The organism is Halomonas sp. SH5A2, from assembly GCF_014263395.1.
Classification (GTDB): domain Bacteria; phylum Pseudomonadota; class Gammaproteobacteria; order Pseudomonadales; family Halomonadaceae; genus Vreelandella.
The window spans coordinates 105861-122270 of the sequence record NZ_CP058321.1 but is presented as its reverse complement, the minus strand read 5'-3'; the positions used below and the strand labels follow the sequence as shown (position 1 = coordinate 122270).

General features: G+C 58.8%; 15 protein-coding genes. 2 read left to right on the top strand and 13 right to left on the bottom strand.

Annotation, left to right across the window (positions count from 1 at the left end):
* The first annotated feature begins 24 nt into the window (after positions 1 to 24).
* Complete coding sequence (locus tag HXW73_RS00580; RefSeq protein WP_186254437.1) at positions 25 to 768, top strand: Crp/Fnr family transcriptional regulator; 744 nt, start codon at positions 25 to 27, stop codon at positions 766 to 768.
* Positions 769 to 850: 82 nt separating this feature from the next.
* On the opposite strand, the gene HXW73_RS00575 is transcribed toward HXW73_RS00580, so the two are convergent.
* Together HXW73_RS00575 and HXW73_RS00570 are read right to left on the bottom strand one after the other, a co-directional pair.
* Positions 851 to 1633: a ribonucleoside-diphosphate reductase gene (locus HXW73_RS00575; RefSeq protein WP_186254436.1), complete on the bottom strand. Its 783-nt coding sequence runs from the start codon at positions 1631 to 1633 to the stop codon at positions 851 to 853.
* Between the two features lie 68 nt (positions 1634 to 1701).
* Complete coding sequence (locus tag HXW73_RS00570) at positions 1702 to 3813, bottom strand: adenosylcobalamin-dependent ribonucleoside-diphosphate reductase (protein ID WP_186254435.1); 2112 nt, start codon at positions 3811 to 3813, stop codon at positions 1702 to 1704.
* Between the two features lie 206 nt (positions 3814 to 4019).
* Between HXW73_RS00570 and HXW73_RS00565 the strand changes: the two genes are divergently transcribed.
* Positions 4020 to 4583: a hypothetical protein gene (locus HXW73_RS00565; RefSeq protein ID WP_186254434.1), complete on the top strand. Its 564-nt coding sequence runs from the start codon at positions 4020 to 4022 to the stop codon at positions 4581 to 4583.
* Between the two features lie 27 nt (positions 4584 to 4610).
* Here HXW73_RS00565 and HXW73_RS00560 read toward each other — a convergent pair whose 3' ends face one another.
* From HXW73_RS00560 to HXW73_RS00510, 11 genes are all read right to left on the bottom strand, one after another.
* The gene (locus HXW73_RS00560) at positions 4611 to 5291 is read right to left on the bottom strand and encodes an OmpA/MotB family protein (RefSeq protein ID WP_186254433.1); all 681 of its coding nucleotides are present in this window, start codon (positions 5289 to 5291) and stop codon (positions 4611 to 4613) included.
* A 5-nt stretch (positions 5292 to 5296) separates the two neighbouring features.
* Complete coding sequence (locus HXW73_RS00555) at positions 5297 to 6118, bottom strand: motility protein A (RefSeq protein WP_186254432.1); 822 nt, start codon at positions 6116 to 6118, stop codon at positions 5297 to 5299.
* 94 nt (positions 6119 to 6212) lie between these two features.
* Positions 6213 to 6914 carry an RNA polymerase sigma factor FliA gene (locus tag HXW73_RS00550; RefSeq protein WP_186254431.1) on the bottom strand — a complete coding sequence of 234 codons (702 nt, stop codon included), beginning with the start codon at positions 6912 to 6914 and terminating at the stop codon, positions 6213 to 6215.
* A 30-nt stretch (positions 6915 to 6944) separates the two neighbouring features.
* Positions 6945 to 7352, bottom strand: a complete 408-nt coding sequence (locus HXW73_RS00545; RefSeq protein WP_186254430.1) for a flagellar protein FlhE — start codon at positions 7350 to 7352, stop codon at positions 6945 to 6947.
* A gap of 64 nt (positions 7353 to 7416) precedes the next feature.
* Positions 7417 to 7974, bottom strand: coding sequence for a hypothetical protein (locus HXW73_RS00540; protein ID WP_186254429.1), 558 nt, complete (start codon positions 7972 to 7974; stop codon positions 7417 to 7419).
* On the bottom strand, positions 7971 to 10139 hold the full coding sequence (gene flhF, locus HXW73_RS00535; protein ID WP_186254428.1) for a flagellar biosynthesis protein FlhF: 2169 nt from the start codon (positions 10137 to 10139) through the stop codon (positions 7971 to 7973). Before flhF ends, HXW73_RS00540 begins: the two co-directional genes overlap by 4 nt.
* Before the next feature lie 39 nt (positions 10140 to 10178).
* A complete protein-coding gene (flhA, locus tag HXW73_RS00530; protein WP_186254427.1) occupies positions 10179 to 12260 on the bottom strand; it encodes a flagellar biosynthesis protein FlhA in 2082 nt (693 codons plus the stop codon).
* Complete coding sequence (flhB, locus tag HXW73_RS00525) at positions 12257 to 13423, bottom strand: flagellar biosynthesis protein FlhB (protein ID WP_186254426.1); 1167 nt, start codon at positions 13421 to 13423, stop codon at positions 12257 to 12259. The genes flhA and flhB overlap by 4 nt, the downstream gene beginning before the upstream one ends.
* 106 nt (positions 13424 to 13529) lie before the next feature.
* Positions 13530 to 14225, bottom strand: a complete 696-nt coding sequence (cheZ, locus tag HXW73_RS00520; RefSeq protein WP_186254425.1) for a protein phosphatase CheZ — start codon at positions 14223 to 14225, stop codon at positions 13530 to 13532.
* Between the two features lie 42 nt (positions 14226 to 14267).
* Positions 14268 to 14657, bottom strand: a complete 390-nt coding sequence (gene cheY / locus HXW73_RS00515) for a chemotaxis response regulator CheY (protein WP_186254424.1) — start codon at positions 14655 to 14657, stop codon at positions 14268 to 14270.
* Between the two features lie 28 nt (positions 14658 to 14685).
* On the bottom strand, positions 14686 to 16389 hold the full coding sequence (locus tag HXW73_RS00510) for a methyl-accepting chemotaxis protein (protein WP_186254423.1): 1704 nt from the start codon (positions 16387 to 16389) through the stop codon (positions 14686 to 14688).
* Positions 16390 to 16410 lie beyond the last annotated feature (21 nt).

The following is a 16410-nucleotide window of genomic DNA, read 5'->3' as shown; positions in this document are numbered from 1 at the left end:
ACATCATTTTAGAGGTCGTTAGCCGTGGGCCAGAATAAAAGCTGCATCATTAAGCATTTCAGCCACTACTGCTCGCTTAGTGAAGACGAAAAACAACTGCTCATCTCGCTGGAGGATAGCCCCACCGATATTAAAGCAGGCACGCTACTCTGGGAGATGGGCGACCCGGCCAACGAGTTTTGCACCCTGAAAAGCGGCTGGGCCTACTCGTATCGCCATCTGGAAAACGGCGACCGCCAGATACTGGAAGTCTTTTTGCCAGGCGATATCATTGGCCTGCGCGAGTTTGCCTTTAACCAGCGTCTTGAGAACGTGCGCATGATCAACGATGGCGTTATCTGCCATTTTCCCCATCGCCGCATGCTTGAGCTATTTCGTCAGTCGCTGACGTTAACCTCGGTCATGTTCGCCATCGGCAGCCGTCAGCAGGCACTGTTAACTGAGCGGCTGGTAAACATTGCCCGGCGCAGCGCCCGCCAGAAAATGGCCCACTTTCTTCATGAAATGTATTTACGCCTACGCCAAACCAACGACGATATCAGCGGTGAGTTCCGCCTGCCGCTTTCCCAGGAGCAGCTGGCCGATATTCTGGGCTTGAGCCCGGTTCACGTCAGCCGGACATTCAGCGCGCTAAGCGAGGACGGCCTGGTGTTCCGCGACCGTCATAACGTCACCATTCCGGACCTGGATGCCCTTTCGGTAGAAGGCGAGTTTGACGCGGCTTACCTGACCGATAACGTTCGCCCGCTGTTCGATGCCACCGGCTAGCACCTGCACCCACCAACCCATAAATCAAAAAACGCCGCAAGCTGATTAGCTCGCGGCGTTTTTGATACGGCGATGACTCACATTAGCCGCACTTCGACCAGCCGCACCCTGCGTAGCAGGTCGGGCAGCCGTCCATCATGATCAGCTCTCCGCGGCATTCAGGGCAGTGACCGACGATAGCAGGACCGTTATGTGAGGCATTAGAGGTGGGAGCATCTTGACCGATGGGTTCGGCCGCGCCGTTTGCAGTCTCATCCGAGGCGTCATCGGCGGGGGGCTGCCAAGCATGGCCGTGCTGCATGCGATGGGCGTAGCGCTCCACCAGGCTTTCCACCGGCACCTGGTTGCCGTCCTGGTCCAGAAAGCCCCGACGGTAGAGGATCTGCTGGATCGACCAGGCAATGGCGGCCACCTCGGAATCATGGAACATGGGCTTGTTCCAGCGATTCATGCCACAACGCACCAGGCCTTTGTCCCAGGCCACTTTGCGCAAGTCGGCCACCGCCTGCGTGACGTAACCGCCGCGTGCCGCCAGTGACAGGCTACGCATGGTAGCCGTAATCCATTGGTGTTCGCTTGAAAGCTGCCCGGAGGGAAAGAAAAACTCCACCGGACGCTCGATGACCACGCGTTTGCCGCCGACCACGCCTTCCACCGGCATGAAAGACACCAGCAGATACACTTTTTTGCGGCCTTCAGCGCCCACGTAGGAAATCTTTTCAGAGACGGCCTCCAGAGTGCCTTCGGGGCGCGAGGGTATCCGCACTGTCAGCGGGTCTTCTTCAAACAGTGTCGGAGCAGGCTCGGCCGGGTCCTGCTGCTTGATACGGTAACCGACGATTTTCGAGGTGATTTCAACAGTCATAACGGTCTCCACTTGGCTGAGCTATACGGTCTGAACGTGCGTTGTGCACAAGAAGGCGTGGCTCTGCTTTACCATTTGCCGTAGGTGCCTTCTTTCAACGCATCAAACAGGTTGGCGGCGTTATGCTCCTCGCCGTCGTACATCACTTTCTCGTCGCCGGTTAGCTCTAGCGTTTCGCCGTTTTCCAGCTCAAACACATAGGTGGTATTTTTCAGGTCGTCCTCGCGCACCAGTACGCCCTGGAAGGCTTCCGGGTTAAAGCGGAAGGTCGTGCAGCCTTTCAGGCGGCTTTCATAGGCTTGCAGATACAGGTCCTGGAACTTTTCAAACGCAAACTCGGTGGGCACATTGACCGTTTTCGAAATCGCCGAGTCGATCCATTGCTGGGCCGCCGCCTGCACCGCGACGTGCTGCTCGGGGGTCACGGCATCAGCGGTAATAAAGTAGTCGGGAAGGTCACTGTCCACCGCATCGGCGGCGATAAAGTGGCGATAGGCTGCCAGTTCGAAGGACACCACTTCGACCTGCTCTTTGGTTTTCTTGCCCGTCTGGATGATATTGCGGAAATAACGGTGCGAGAACGACGGCTCGATGCCGTTGGATGCGTTGTTGCCCATCGACAGCGAAATCGTACCGGTCGGCGCGATCGAGCTGTGGTGGGTAAAGCGTGCACCGTGTTCGGCCAACTGCGCCACCAGCTCGGGTTCCAGCTCGGCCACTTTGCTCATGTACTGGCTATAGCGGGCATGCAGAATGCGACCGGGCACCTTATCACCCACTTCATAGCCGTCTTTGGCAAGCTGAGGACGCTCACGCATCATCTTCGGGGTGATCACGTGCTCTTCGGCAAGTACCGGCGCCATGCCTTTCTCTTGGGAAAGCGCCAGGGCCTGCTTCCAGCCTTCTAGTGCCAGGTGGCGGCTGACTTCTTCCGTGAAGGCCAGCGACGCCTGCGAACCGTAGGGGATCTTGAGCATGGTCAGCGTCGAGCCCAGCCCCAAGAAGCCCATGCCGTGACGACGCTTGGCCTCGATTTCACGCTGCTGCTGGGGCAGCGGCAGGCCAGCAATCTCGACCACGTTGTCGAGCATGCGGGTGAAAATCGCCACGACCTTGCGGTAGCGCTCCCAATCAAAGCGCGGCTGGTCGCTGAACGGCTCGATGACGAACTGGGTCAGGTTGACCGAGCCCAGCAGGCAGGCGCCTTCCGGCGGCAAAGGCTGTTCGCCGCAGGGGTTCGTGGCGCGAATGTCTTCGCAGAACCAGTTATTGTTCATACGGTTAACCTGATCGATCAGGATGAACCCGGGCTCGGCGTAGTCGTAGGTGGAGGACATGATGGTGTCCCACAGTTCCCGCGCCTTGATCACCTCGACAATGCGGCAGGCGACGCGGCCTTCATCATCGACCGTGTAGCCTTCCTCAACCACCGGCCAGTCGCGGTAGATCAGGTCTTCGTCTTTGACGTCGTCCTGCTCGCCGGGGTGTAGCGGAAAAGCCAGCGGCCAGTCGGCGTTATGCTTGACGGCCTCCATGAACTCGTCAGTAATCAACAGGCTGAGGTTGAACTGACGCAGCCGACCCGCTTCGCGCTTGGCCTGGATAAACTCGCGCACGTCCGGGTGGCCGACATCAAAGGTGCCCATCTGGGCGCCGCGGCGGCCGCCAGCGGAGGCCACGGTAAAGCACATCTTGTCGTAGATATCCATGAACGCCAGCGGGCCGTTGGTGCCTGCGCCCGCGCCAAACACAAAGGCGCCCTTGTGGCGCAGCGTGGAGAAGTCGTAGCCGATACCGGCGCCGGACTTGAGCGTCATCCCGGCGTCTACCACGGAGTCCAGGATATCGCGCATCGAATCGCGAATGGTGCGCGACACCGTGCAGTTGATCAGGCTCACCGCGGGCTTGTACGCTTCAGCCCCGGCATTGGAGAGAATCCGCCCGGCAGGAACCGCACCATTTTCCAGCGCCCAACGGAATTGCGGCAGCCACTCTTGCGCCTTGTCGCCTTCTACATCCGCCAGGGCTTTCGCCACCCGCTCGAAGGTCGCGCCCAGGTCCTGATCCACCGGCTGACTATGACGATCCTTAAGACGATACTTGGCATCCCAAATCTCCCGCGACGGCGCCTGCAGCGGGACATCGTTAGAGGTGTTCATAGCCTGGGTAGCAGTACTCATGTCGCGAAACTCCTTAACGGCAGTGAAAATGGCGCTTGGTCCAAGCGATTATACGAGGCAACCGGGTGAAGTATAGTCTTGACTTTGCACTACATCGGCTGTCTTTTCACTTTTTTTCTACCATATATAGAAAAATCAGCGTGTTAGTCTTTTGTCGTCGAGCATCAGACGATAGGCTTAGAGTTTTCCAGATGGTGGGCCTGCCAATGCCGTTGATATCGCGCTTTTATTCAGCACTTGCTTACCCTGCACTTGGCGCTGCGTTGGTGTTAGCACTTCCTTCGGCTCATGCCACGTCGTTTAACGTCGAAGACGACCAAACTCACGGTCATTGGCAGTCGATGGCTTTGACCCTCGGTAACGAGCGGCATTTTCGTGCCGTGGAGACGCACAGTTATTCGGATGCCACCCTGAGTGTCAATGCCACCCAGGGCGTTTGCGACCTGCCTTGGCTGGAAATGCGCGTCGAGCTGGAGGCCGCTCAAGGGGAAAGCCGGGCGGTTAATCAGGTGCCTGCGCGACTACGTGTCGATGAGCGCGAGCGCATTCACAGCGTTGCCGAATTTATCACCGAGCGCGGCGATAACGGCTTTTATGCCCACTTTTATCTCAACGACATTGATCAATTGATCGCCGACATGAGCGATGGCGAGCAGATTTTCCTGGGTTTTGATCAGGGGGATAAAGACCCTTGGTACATGATCTTCAATCTGGAGGGCGCAGGGGAAGCGCTGGCAAGGATGCAGCGCCTGTGCCGGGATGCTTCCTAGGCGAGCAGCGTTGGCGACGACATTTATTTATTCGCGGCTTGGCGGCTGCCTGAGCACAAGCTCAACGCGACGGTTGGCGGCTCGCCCCTGTGCCGTAGCGTTACTTTCCATCGGTTGGGTGTCGGCATAGCCAACGGCCCGCATGCGACCAACCTCCAGCCCCTGGCTATCCAGGTGGCGGACCACCGCAATCGCGCGTGCCGATGATAGCTCCCAGTTGGAAGGAAAGCGTGAGGTCGCGATGGGCACGTTATCGGTATGCCCTTCGATCGATACCTGCCCGTCGAAGGCACTGAGCACCCCGACAAGACTTTCGATGAGATCGCGGCCCTGCCCGGTGAGTTGCGCCCGGCCGCTATCGAACAGCAGATTGTCGTTGATGCGCAGCGTCACGCCTTCCTGGCCCTGGGAGACGTCCACCCCGGGAATGCTGATACCTTCAAAGCGCGGCTGCAGGCCGCTGTGACGGGGCTCGATACCCGTCGCCAATGAGGCCAGAGGCAGGTCGGCAATCGCGCCGGAAGACGCCTCAACGACACTGGCTTGCGAGCCGGCATCGTTGCCGCCGGGCGGCGCCAGCGAGAGCAGCAACACGAACAAGGTCAGCAACAGCGTCAATACATCCAGATAGCTGGTCAACCAGCCATCGTCGTCACTGCCCCTTGGCGGGGGCGCTTCTAATGTATGACGCGTATCCCGGTCTAACATACCGGCTACCCCTTGGCGGGAGCGTTACTCGAGACGCGCGGCTTCTTTTTGACCTCCGGCTCACGGATTTCGTCGTGGTAGTTGGCGACAAAGGAATTGAGCGTTTCTTCGATAAAGGAAGGTAGCCGCCGCTTGGTAATCAGTGAGATGCCTTCCAGCACCATGTTCATGGTGATCAAGCGCTCTTCGGTGCGCCGCTCCAGCTTGACCGCAACGGGCTTGAACACCAGGTTGGCCAGCAGAATACCGTAGAAGGTGGTCAGCAATGCTACCGCCATACGCGGGCCGATCACATCGAGATTGCCGGAATCCATGACTTCCAGCATGTTGACCAGCCCCACCAGCGTGCCAATCATGCCGAAAGCTGGCGCGTAAGTCGCCATGGTGCGGAATATCTGCGCCTCCGCGTGTTCACGCGCCTTCAGTCGCGCAATGCGCCAGCGCAACATATCGAAGATCTCGTCTTCTTTGGTATTGGCGATCACCAGCTGGATACCGGTCCGCAAAAACGGATTGCGAGTGTTTTCGAGCTCTCTTTCAACGGCGCGGACATCGCCCTTGAACCACAGCCGGGACATGGCCACCAGCTCGTTGATATCGTCACGCACATAGGTGTTTTCACGCCGGAAGACCAGCCCGACCAGGCGCACCACGCGCAGCACTTCCTTGAGGGGATAGCTGATAAAGGTGGCGGCAAGTGTGCCGGTGACCACGATGGCAAGCCCGGGCAGGTTGAGGAAGCTGCCTGGCGATTCGGCGGTAAAAAACAGGACGCTTACCAGCAGCAGGATGCTGGCGAAAATACCGATCAGCGTCGATGGGTTCATGTCGTGCTCCTTAAAGCAATATAACGGGGCGCATCAGCGCTAAAACATCAGCCAATCGCCGTTGCCCTGGCCGTGAGCGAAACGTCAACAGACCCTAAACCGCGTCGTTTAACTTGGCGCGCAGACGGCTGACCGCCTGACTGTGCAGCTGGGAAACGCGTGACTCCGTGACGCCGAGCACGGCACCCACTTCTTTCAGGTTGAGCTCTTCCTGGTAATACAGCGCCATGAGCAGTTTTTCGCGCTCGGGCAGCGCCTCGATGGCCGCCACCAGGGTTTCCCGCTGTTGGCCATCGAGTAAATGATCGAACGGCGAACTCACGGCTTCACGATTGTGCGGTTCGCTGCCATCGGCCACCAGCTCTTCATAGGGCAGCAACTGGCCGCTATTGGTGTCGTGCAATAACTGCTGATAGTCGCCCAGCGGCATTTCCATGGCGTCGGCGATTTCCGTTTCTTCGGGGGGACGCCCCAGCGATTGCTCCAACCGCCTGACGGTTTCATCAACGGCTCGCGCCGAACGGCGGACGCTACGAGGCAGCCAATCACGGGTACGCAACTCGTCCACCATCGCCCCACGTATGCGCTGACTGGCAAATGTCGCAAAGGTGGCGCCCTGAGTGGCATCGAAACGTCCCAAGGCTTCCAGTAGCCCCATCATGCCTGCCTGGATTAAGTCATCCAGCTCTATGCTGGCCGGCAACCTGACCTGAAGCGTCAAGGCCTGACGTCTTACCAGTGGCATGTACTCCGTCATCAGCTCACTTTGTTTGATCCTGCCTTGTGCTGTGTACATCCTATTGCCTCGCGGCTAAACCACCTGTGCTCACTGGTAATTCACAATCATCTGCAATCCTTTAACGCTAACGGGCCGCTGCCCTGGGCTTAGCGCAAATTGAAAATGCAGGGGCGTTGTCGCACGTATTCCTGATAGCGCACGGGTTTCCCCACGCATACCCGATAACGACACGCAGCGTTCAGGGTGACATAGCCAAGCCTGTAGCGCTGCCCCGGGGGCATGTTGGTACTGCCACTGGACTCGCTCAATGACCGCCGCTGGCGTGGTCGCCCCCGCTGGAGGACGAACCGGTTCACTGCGGCTGGCGCGGTCGCTCATGGCCACCATGAGCCCGGGCACTTGTGTCACCCAGCTGCTGGAAGCGCCCTGAGCAAACGAACTGAGCCCCAAGGCTAATACCAAAATGCTAATCGCATAACGCCAATAGCCTAGCATGCTTCATTCCTTCTCATGAGCGGATTAACCCCGATTATTAGACGCTTTACCGACGTTAACTGAGTCAGCGGGCCAGCAACAGCAACTCAATACCCAGATAGTCCCCGGCCGCTTGCTGGAGGTTGGCCAATAGACCTTGCCTGGGCAGGTGGGGTTCGTGCAGTGCCAACAAGCGTTGCGGCCCGTTATGCTGCCGCAGCTGTTTCAATAGATGGTACATACGTCCAAAGGCATCGGCATCGCTGTTGATCCACAGCGCCCAGCGACGGTGTTGCTGACTGAGCGTCGCCAGTTCAGACGCATCCGGCATCACGATACGAATATCCCAGTCGGCTGGATCCCCGGCCCAGGCTCGCCCTAGCGCGGCCCACTGACCCAGGCGCGCACTGACCTTGCGCACCTCTACCGGCCCATCGCCAGATAGCCCAATGACCATTAACGGCGTTTTAGGCTTGGGCGGTGTGACAGGCGGCTCCATGGCCGCAGCGCTGGGCACCACGGGTGAGCGGTAGGTCATCGGCCCGGGTGATTCCGTTGCTTCAGGGGGCGCTTCATCGCCCCGCTGCTGACGCTGTAGGTCCGCCCACTTACGCAGCCCAGCAGCCTGGTCTTGTGCGCTCATACCAGGCCCTCACGGTTAACACTACCCAACTGGCGGATCGCATCACGGGCCATAAAGGCATACACCAGCGCATCCAGTAATGCCGTATCGCGCCGACGGCGACGGCTGCTTAGCAGGTTCAGTACATCACCGTGCAATGCACTGGCGGCCTCGTCCTCGGCGCAGTCAAGATGTCCGGCGATGGCGGCTATACCGCTGGCCATTAGCAGGCGGACCTCAGGGCTGACCTCACCGCTATCAGCGTCTTTCAACTGCTGCCAGGCTCGTCGTGTCAGCGCTGCAAGGCCTTCACTTTGCAACTGGGTCACCAGCAGGCTCAATACCTCGTTCCCCAAGCGCGCTGGCGTGAGCCAGTAACGACGGGTAACCACCTTGGCGCTTTCGGGGTCGCGCACTTCGCCATACCATGCCAGCAGCGCCCGCCCCTCCTGGTCGGTGACTTCGGCATACGCCGTCCACAGGGCCATCGGCTGGCCACGGAAACGCACATTGACGCGGTGGTTGAGCGTGCTTTCGGCAAACAGCTGGCGTAGCGGATAGCGCTCGCCGTGCAAGTGTACTCTGAGAGCCGGTGGGGCCAGGCTGACCCAGGTCAGGTATTGGCGCTCCAACCAGGTCAGCGCCTCGCTATCGGGTAACGCTGGCAGCAGGTGCACGGCGACGCCATCGCGCTCGCTAAAGGTGGCCATGCGCGGCTGCCAGCCAGCAGGTTGGCGATGCTGCAGCCAAGGTAGCGCCATCCAGGCACCGTCTGCATCCAGCCCTATATCCGGCATGGCCCAATCACAGCCGCGCTCATTGCGGCGCGGCGACCAGGCCATACCCAGCATCCGCTGGGGAGGCGGGTAACCCTCCAGCAGCTCGTCCAAGCGCTGATCCTGCAACACGCTCGGCAGGTTAGCGATGTCCCAGACGCCTTCGAGGCGCTCAAAGCCCACCATACGCTCGCGCAGGCGTGCAAACAGCGACGACAGACGGCGCCCCTGGCCCAGCACATCCCGCGACCAGCGCGGCATGCTGATCGGTGACGCCGGGGCCAACGCACTGCCTGATCTGGCCGCGTCGGTATTCAGCGCCTGGTCGACCAGCGCGGCAGGATCGGCAACCGCCATATCCTCGGGGACCTGCTGACCATAGGAGCCAAACAGCACACGCATGCCATGACGCATGACAATATCCAGAATGGGCGCCAAGCGTCCCGCTTCGTCCTGCTTGGTGATGATGCAGTCATCCAGCTCGGCGCCCGCCGCGCGGGCCGCCTGTCGATAGCGAAGCACCACTTCTTCCAGGGTTTCCGGCTGACTGGCGGCATTCAGCAACAGCACCAACCTGACCTTGGAGCGGCCACCCTGTAAGTGGGCAATCTGCTCGATGACCCGCTGGTCGCGCTGGCTCATGCCCACGGTATCGATGATGACCCACTGCTTGCCCTGCAGGCGACTCAGCAGGTCGTCGATGGGCTGTTCCGCATCCAGTGCGTACATCGGGATGTCCAGCAGACGGGCGTAAATGCGCAGCTGTTCATGGGCACCGATACGGAAGCTGTCCGTGGTGACCAGGGCAACCGGGCGGGTGCCATGGCGCATGACAAAGCGGGCCGCGAGCTTGGCGGTGGTGGTTGTCTTGCCAACCCCGGTGGGCCCCACCAGCGCGACAATGCCCGTTTGATCGAAGAATTCGGGCTCATCCTCTAGCACGGCCAGGCGTGCCATGAGCCGTTTGCGCAACCATGCCAGTGCCTGCTCACTGTCCGCACCTTGCGCCGCCAGGTCGTCTGGCAGATCCATCAGGATATCGTCGGCCAGCTCGCGGCTGAAACCGACGCCGCAAAGCAGCTGCCGCCAGCGCTCTGGACCACTGGCGGTCGAAGCGGTGGGTGCACTGCGCTCGCTTTGTTGGGAAGCGAGCAGCGAGCGCATGTCCTGCATTTCGCGCAGTAAGCGCTCACTCATGGACTCCAGCGGGTCCTTCGGTGTAGCCGGTGGCTCGTTGGCGGGAGGGGGCGAAGGTTCGAAATGATCAACGGCTTCATCGGCCATGGCGAGAATTTCAACGCCGCCCTCGGTGCGACGATTGGCGACAATCAACGCGTCGTCACCCAGCGCTTCACGCACCTGGCGCATCACATCGCGGCTGTTGGCGCCCACGAAACGTCTAACACTCATGTATTACCCCTGGCCGTGAGTCAAATAGTGACGCTGGCATCAGCGGCCCCCTACCACAGTGGTTACCCGCAGCGTGCGGTCATCGGGTATCTCAGCTTGGGACAGGACCGCCATATGGCGCAAGCGACGGCGCAAGAACCGCGACAATACCGCACGCAGGGAATGCTGGACCACCAGTACCGGCGGCTCGCCACTGCTTTCGTGGCGCTCCAGTGCCTGCTGGGCCTGCGTCATCAGCGTTTCGGCAAGCCCTGGCTCCATCGCCCCGTTGCCGTTCATGGCCTGCACCAGCACCTGCTCTAGCTGAGCGTCCAGGCCCATCACGTTCAAGGTGTCCTGTCCGGCAAACCATTGCTGGGTAATTGCCCGGCCCAGAGCAACACGCACCAGGGCAGTAAGCTCGTTGGCGTCCTGCTGCTGGCCAGCGTACTCGGCCAGGGTATCGAGGATGGTGCGCATGTCGCGAATCGACACGTCTTCATCCAGCAGGTTTTGCAGGATACGTTGCAGCACCGTAAGCGAAATGGCCTTGGGTACGACTTCTTCCACCAGCGATTTCTGCTCGTCGCCCAGCTTGTCCAGCAGCTTCTGGACTTCCTGGCGGCCAAGCATTTCCGGCGAGTGGCGGTGCAATAGGTGATTGAGGTGCGTGGCAATAACGGTACTGGCGTCGACGACCGTGTAGCCGTAGACCTGGGCATGCTCGCGCTGACTGGCCTCAATCCACACCGCGGGCAACCCAAAGGCTGGGTCTTCGGTGGGTGTGCCCTGCAGCTCCCCCGACACCTGACCCGGGTTAATTGCCAGCCATTTGCCCGGATAGGCATCAGCACGGCCAATTTCGGCGCCTTTCATTGACAGCACATAGGTGTTTGGCGACAACTCCAGGTTGTCGCGTATATGCACCACCGGGGGCAAAAAGCCGACTTCCTGGGCAAACTTTTTACGTACGCTTTTAACACGCGCCAACAACTCGCCCTTTTGTCGTGAATCAACCAGCGGAATCAGACGATGACCCACTTCCAGACCGAGCGTGTCGACCAGCTGGACATCTTCCCAACTGGCTTCAGGCGCCTCCTGGGTCGGCGGTGGTGCGGCGGTAATTTCCTCCTTGACCAACGCCTGCTCCTGGCGGCGCATGATGAACCAGGCCAGCCCGGCAAGCAGCAGGGTAAACAGCAGGAAGACCATGTTGGGCATACCGGGAACGATACCTAGCAGGCCCATGACCATCGCTGCCAGGATCATCACCTGGGGATTGACGAACAGCTGGCTGATCATCTGCTGACCAACATCCTGGTCGGTATTGACTCGCGACACCGTCACACCGGCGGCCGTCGAAATAACCAGAGCAGGAATTTGCGCTACCAGACCATCGCCAATGGCCAACAACATATAGCTGCGGCCTGCATCGCCGAAGCTCATATCGTGTTGCAGCATGCCAATCATCAGGCCGCCAATGATGTTGACGACCATGATCACAAGGCCCGCCACGGCGTCGCCACGCACGAACTTGCTGGCACCGTCCATCGACCCGTAAAAGTCGGCTTCCTGAGCAATTTCCGCACGCCGGTGCTTGGCGTCTTCCTCGCCGATCAGTCCCGCATTGAGGTCGGCGTCGATCGCCATCTGCTTGCCAGGCATGGCGTCCAGCGTGAAGCGAGCGCCCACTTCGGCGATACGACCTGCCCCTTTGGTGATCACCATGAAGTTGATGATCACCAAAATCAGAAAGACCACCAAGCCTACGGCAAAATTACCGCCGACTAGAAACGCCCCAAAGGCCTCGATCACTTTACCTGCAGAGGCGCCGCCCTGGTGGCCTTCCATCAGCACCACGCGGGTCGACGCCACGTTCAGCGAGAGCCGCAGCAGCGTGGTGAACAGCAGTACGGCAGGAAAGGCGGCAAAGTCGAGGGGCTTCTGGGCAAACATGCTGACCATCAGCACCATGATGGCCATGGCAATATTGAAGGTGAACAGCAAATCCAGCGCAAACGGCGGCATGGGCACGATCATCATGCCCAGAATCATCAGGATCAGCAGTGGCCCGGCGAGCAACTGGACCTTTACGTCGCTCACCCAGTCACGCCGACTCATTAGTTGGGTAAAGCCTTTCATGTTTGGGCCTCATCGCCACCGGCACCGCGCCCGGGGGTTTCCATTTCCGGGGGAACCGGCAGATTATCGGGGGTAGGCGGCACTTCGCCTCCTTGTTGCGCTACATTTTTCAAGCGATATGCCCAAGCCATGACCTCAGCCACGGCCGTATATAAATTTGCCGGTATTTCGGCGTCCAGGTCGACGTGATGATACAGGGCTCGCGCCAGTGGTGCTGCTTCTAATCGTGGCACTTCCGCCTCATTGGCAATTTCACGGATGCGCTCAGCGACCGCATCGGTGCCTTTGGCGACCAGGCGTGGTGCGCCCATCTGGCCCTCTTGATACGACAGTGCCACCGCATAGTGGGTCGGGTTGGTAATGATGACGTCCGCCTCCGGCACTTTGCTCATCATGCGGCCCCGCGCCATGGCCTGCTGCTGTTGGCGAATACGGGCCTTCACCTGAGGATCGCCTTCCGATTCTTTATGCTCGCGCTTGACTTCTTCCTGGCTCATGCGCAACTTCTTAGCATTGCTCCACAGCTGGAAGGGCACATCGATCAAAATCACCACGATCAGCGACAGGATCATCAACCCCGCTGCCTGGGCCGCCATGTTCAAGGCGCTGGCCAACGCTTGCTGAATGGGCTGATTCATCAGCGACATGAACTTGCCCATATTAAAGTATAAAAAGGCCGCACCCACACTACCGACCAGCAGTGACTTGGCAATCGCCTTGGCCAGCTCGATCAGCGCCTGAGTAGCGAAGATACGCTTCATCCCCGCTAGCGGATTCAGCTTGGACAGTTTGGGCTGCATCGACTTGCCTGAAATCAAAAAGCCGCCCAGCAGCGCGGGAGACACCAGCGCGATCACTGTCAACAGTAAAAACAGCGGCATCATGGCAAACAGTGTGCGCCTGCCGAGGTCTATGGCATGGGTCACCATCGGCATACCTTCCATGGCGTGGCGGCGCTCAAATAGAAACGCCTGCTCCATCACCATGCCGAGCTGATTGTAGAGCATTTGTCCCATGGTCCAGAGGCCAATGACCCCACCCAGCAGTACAAGGAAGGTAGTCAGCTCCCGCGAGCGCGGCACCTGCCCTTCTTCACGCGCCTTTTCCAGTCGTCGGGGCGTGGCCTCTTCGGTCTTTTCCTGGTCGCTGTCGTCTTCTGCCATGCGGTCATCCGGCCAGGTAATTTATCGCGGCTAAACACGAAAAGCCGCCCCTAAGGACGGCTGAGCGAAACGTCGTGTAGCCCGAGCGAGGGCTCAACACCGTGCGTTAGAAGCCCAATTCGTCCAACAGATCGTCGACCTGATCTTGCCCGGTCACGATATCAGGTGCATTGTCCTTCACTTGAGGCCCATTCAAAAGCTCTTCGTTACGCCGTGCACTATCGTTTTTCCACTGATCTTCGGCCTTGCGTTGCATCGTTTCTCGTGCCTGGGCACCCGGAACGTTATCAATGAGCACCTGAACCAGCTGATGTTCGATTTCGCGGATGACGTCCATCATCTTCTTGATGACCTGACCGGTGAGGTCCTGGAAATCCTGTGCCATCATGATTTCCATCAACTCTTTATTGGTCGCTGCGGTCATCTCCGGCACGCTTCCCAGGTAGCCACGCGTCTCTTTGACCAACGCTTTAGCGTCGTCCAGCTCCTGAGGAGCCTCAAACCATTCTGCCCAGCGCTTGTCCAGTGACTGCGCCTGGTCGCTGAGTTTATCCTGAAGCGGTTGCGCACGATCAATAGCGTTCAGCGAGCGATCTGCCGCCTGCTCGGTCATGGTGGCCACGTAGTGGAGACGGTCGCGTGCGTCTGGAATGGCTTCCGCTGCTCTCTCGATTTCCTTATCCAGCCCCAGCTCGCGCATGTTTTCCCTCAACATGCGGGTCAGCTTACCGACGCGGTGAATAAGGTCTTCGGCGGCCTCATCGGACAGCTGGGTAGAACCGGACTGCTCATTCTGGCTCATAATGTTCTCTCCTCGTAATCCCGGCCCGTAGGCCTTGCCGCGTTACTTACCCAATTTGTCAAAGATCTTATTGAGCTTTTCTTCTAGGGTGGCGGCTGTAAACGGCTTCACAACATAACCATTAGCGCCCGCCTGGGCCGCCGCGATGATGTTTTCCTTCTTGGCTTCCGCCGTCACCATTAAAACCGGCAGGTCTTTTAGAGCGTCATCCTGACGGATTTCCTTAAGCATCTCCAGGCCATCCAGATTGGGCATGTTCCAATCAGAGACCACAAATTCGAAGTTGCCGGCTCGCAGCTTGTTCAGTGCGTCTTGGCCATCTTCTGCTTCTTCGACGTTGGTAAAGCCGAGTTCTTTCAACAAGCTGCGTACAATGCGCCGCATCGTGGGGAAGTCATCCACCACCAAAAAGCTCATGTTCTTATCTGCCATGGGTCATCCTCTTATCAGTTAGGGCTGGTTAAAACTCTTCCCAGTCGTCGTGTCCACTGGTTGATGACACTGGACGGCTGGGCTGTGTAGATGGTGTTTTGGTGGCTGGCGCAGCCACTGCTTTAGGCGCTGAGCTCGAACTTGCTCGCCGGGATTGCTGATGAGTCACCTGCATGCCGACCAGTTTAAAGACAGCCACCGCTTCTTCAAGGCGGTTGGCTTGCTCTTCCAATGAGGACGCCGCGGCGGTGGCCTGCTGCACCAAGGAGGCATTCTGCTGGGTCACCTGGTCCATCTGGCCGACCGCTTGGCTGACTTGCTCGATACCGTCGCTCTGCTCCTGAGACGCGGCCGAGATTTCGTCCATGATGTCGGTGACACGGCGTACAGACGTCACCACATCAGACATGGTTGTCCCTGCCTGTTCAACAAGGGTGGACCCCTGTTGAATCTGGGTCACCGAGTCATCAATCAGCGCTTTAATCTCTTTGGCGGCATCGGCACTTCGGCTGGCAAGATTGCGCACTTCCCCGGCCACGACGGCAAAGCCTCGGCCTTGCTCACCGGCACGGGCCGCTTCAACGGACGCATTGAGCGCCAAAATATTGGTCTGAAAGGCGATCGAATCGATCACGCTGGTAATATCGGAAACTTTTTTCGAGCTTCTGGAAATACCGTGCATGGTGGACACCACCTGCTGAACCACATCGCCGCCGCGCTCAGCCGTGGAAGATGCGTCCGCTGCCAGCGTACTGGCCTGACGTGCGTTATCGGCATTCTGCTTCACCGTCGCCGTCATCTCTTCCATGCTGGAGGCAGTCTCTTCGATAGAAGCCGCCTGCTGTTCGGTACGCGATGACAGGTCGGCATTGCCGCTGGCAATTTCGCGGGTGCCGTGGTGAATTTCACGGCTGCCTTCACGCACTCGCGCTACGATATCGTTGAGGCTGTTCTGCATCCGCTGCATGGCCGTATAAAGCTGGCCAATTTCGTTTTTGCCGCCGTTGGGGATCGACGTGGTTAGATCAGCATCGGCAATGGTATCGAGCATCTGCACAGCTTCTTTTAGTGGTCGAATCACCACGCTGCGCAAGCCAACATAAATCAATAACAGCAGAAGAAGCGTTAAAGCAAAAATGATCCACTCAATGAAGGTGTAGAACTGGTTAATGTCGTCCAGCTCCTGCTGCAGCGCATCGCCTCGCTCGCTGGCATAGCGTACGAATTCTGTCAGCAATTTTTCCTGACGCTCAGCTACTGGCGCCAATTCTCCGCGGATAGCGTTGAAACCGGTTGTATCCATCTGGTCCAGCGCTTCTATCTGCTGGTACGTCAACTCAAACACCGCTTCAAAAACCGTTTCGATCTCGCTACCCAGCGCATCCCCGGCGTCTGTACGTGGTACGGAAGCAAAGCTATTAAAACGTTCTTCAGCCCGGCTCAGCTGATCCTCGGCGGCTTCCAAGCGAGCCGTCGCTTGGCGGCTGCGCCCTAGCATAAATTCGTTTGAAGCCACTTCCAGATCAACCATCGCACCGCTCCATAGCGCATCAGCACGGTTAAGTTCGTTAAGCTGCTCCACATTTATCTGTTCCAGCGTTCCGATGGTCTCCGTGGTGGCCTGCTCGGCAAGACGCCCCATCACCACGTTGCTAACAATTGCCAGCAAGAATAAAAGCAGCGCCACGATCACCGCGACGTTAACACTTAAATTGCGTAATGCTCGGTTCATCCGGTTCCCTTACAGCCAAAG

What these genes read in the sequence shown, in the direction of transcription:
- HXW73_RS00575 (WP_186254436.1), bottom strand. Translation starts at nt 1,633, where the DNA reads ATGACTGTTGAAATCACCTCGAAAATCGTCGGTTACCGTATCAAGCAG.
- HXW73_RS00570 (WP_186254435.1), bottom strand. Translation starts at nt 3,813, where the DNA reads ATGAGTACTGCTACCCAGGCTATGAACACCTCTAACGATGTCCCGCTG.
- HXW73_RS00565 (WP_186254434.1), top strand. Translation starts at nt 4,020, where the DNA reads ATGCCGTTGATATCGCGCTTTTATTCAGCACTTGCTTACCCTGCACTT.
- HXW73_RS00560 (WP_186254433.1), bottom strand. Translation starts at nt 5,291, where the DNA reads ATGTTAGACCGGGATACGCGTCATACATTAGAAGCGCCCCCGCCAAGG.
- HXW73_RS00555 (WP_186254432.1), bottom strand. Translation starts at nt 6,118, where the DNA reads ATGAACCCATCGACGCTGATCGGTATTTTCGCCAGCATCCTGCTGCTG.
- HXW73_RS00550 (WP_186254431.1), bottom strand. Translation starts at nt 6,914, where the DNA reads ATGTACACAGCACAAGGCAGGATCAAACAAAGTGAGCTGATGACGGAG.
- HXW73_RS00545 (WP_186254430.1), bottom strand. Translation starts at nt 7,352, where the DNA reads ATGCTAGGCTATTGGCGTTATGCGATTAGCATTTTGGTATTAGCCTTG.
- HXW73_RS00540 (WP_186254429.1), bottom strand. Translation starts at nt 7,974, where the DNA reads ATGAGCGCACAAGACCAGGCTGCTGGGCTGCGTAAGTGGGCGGACCTA.
- flhF (WP_186254428.1), bottom strand. Translation starts at nt 10,139, where the DNA reads ATGAGTGTTAGACGTTTCGTGGGCGCCAACAGCCGCGATGTGATGCGC.
- flhA (WP_186254427.1), bottom strand. Translation starts at nt 12,260, where the DNA reads ATGAAAGGCTTTACCCAACTAATGAGTCGGCGTGACTGGGTGAGCGAC.
- flhB (WP_186254426.1), bottom strand. Translation starts at nt 13,423, where the DNA reads ATGGCAGAAGACGACAGCGACCAGGAAAAGACCGAAGAGGCCACGCCC.
- cheZ (WP_186254425.1), bottom strand. Translation starts at nt 14,225, where the DNA reads ATGAGCCAGAATGAGCAGTCCGGTTCTACCCAGCTGTCCGATGAGGCC.
- cheY (WP_186254424.1), bottom strand. Translation starts at nt 14,657, where the DNA reads ATGGCAGATAAGAACATGAGCTTTTTGGTGGTGGATGACTTCCCCACG.
- HXW73_RS00510 (WP_186254423.1), bottom strand. Translation starts at nt 16,389, where the DNA reads ATGAACCGAGCATTACGCAATTTAAGTGTTAACGTCGCGGTGATCGTG.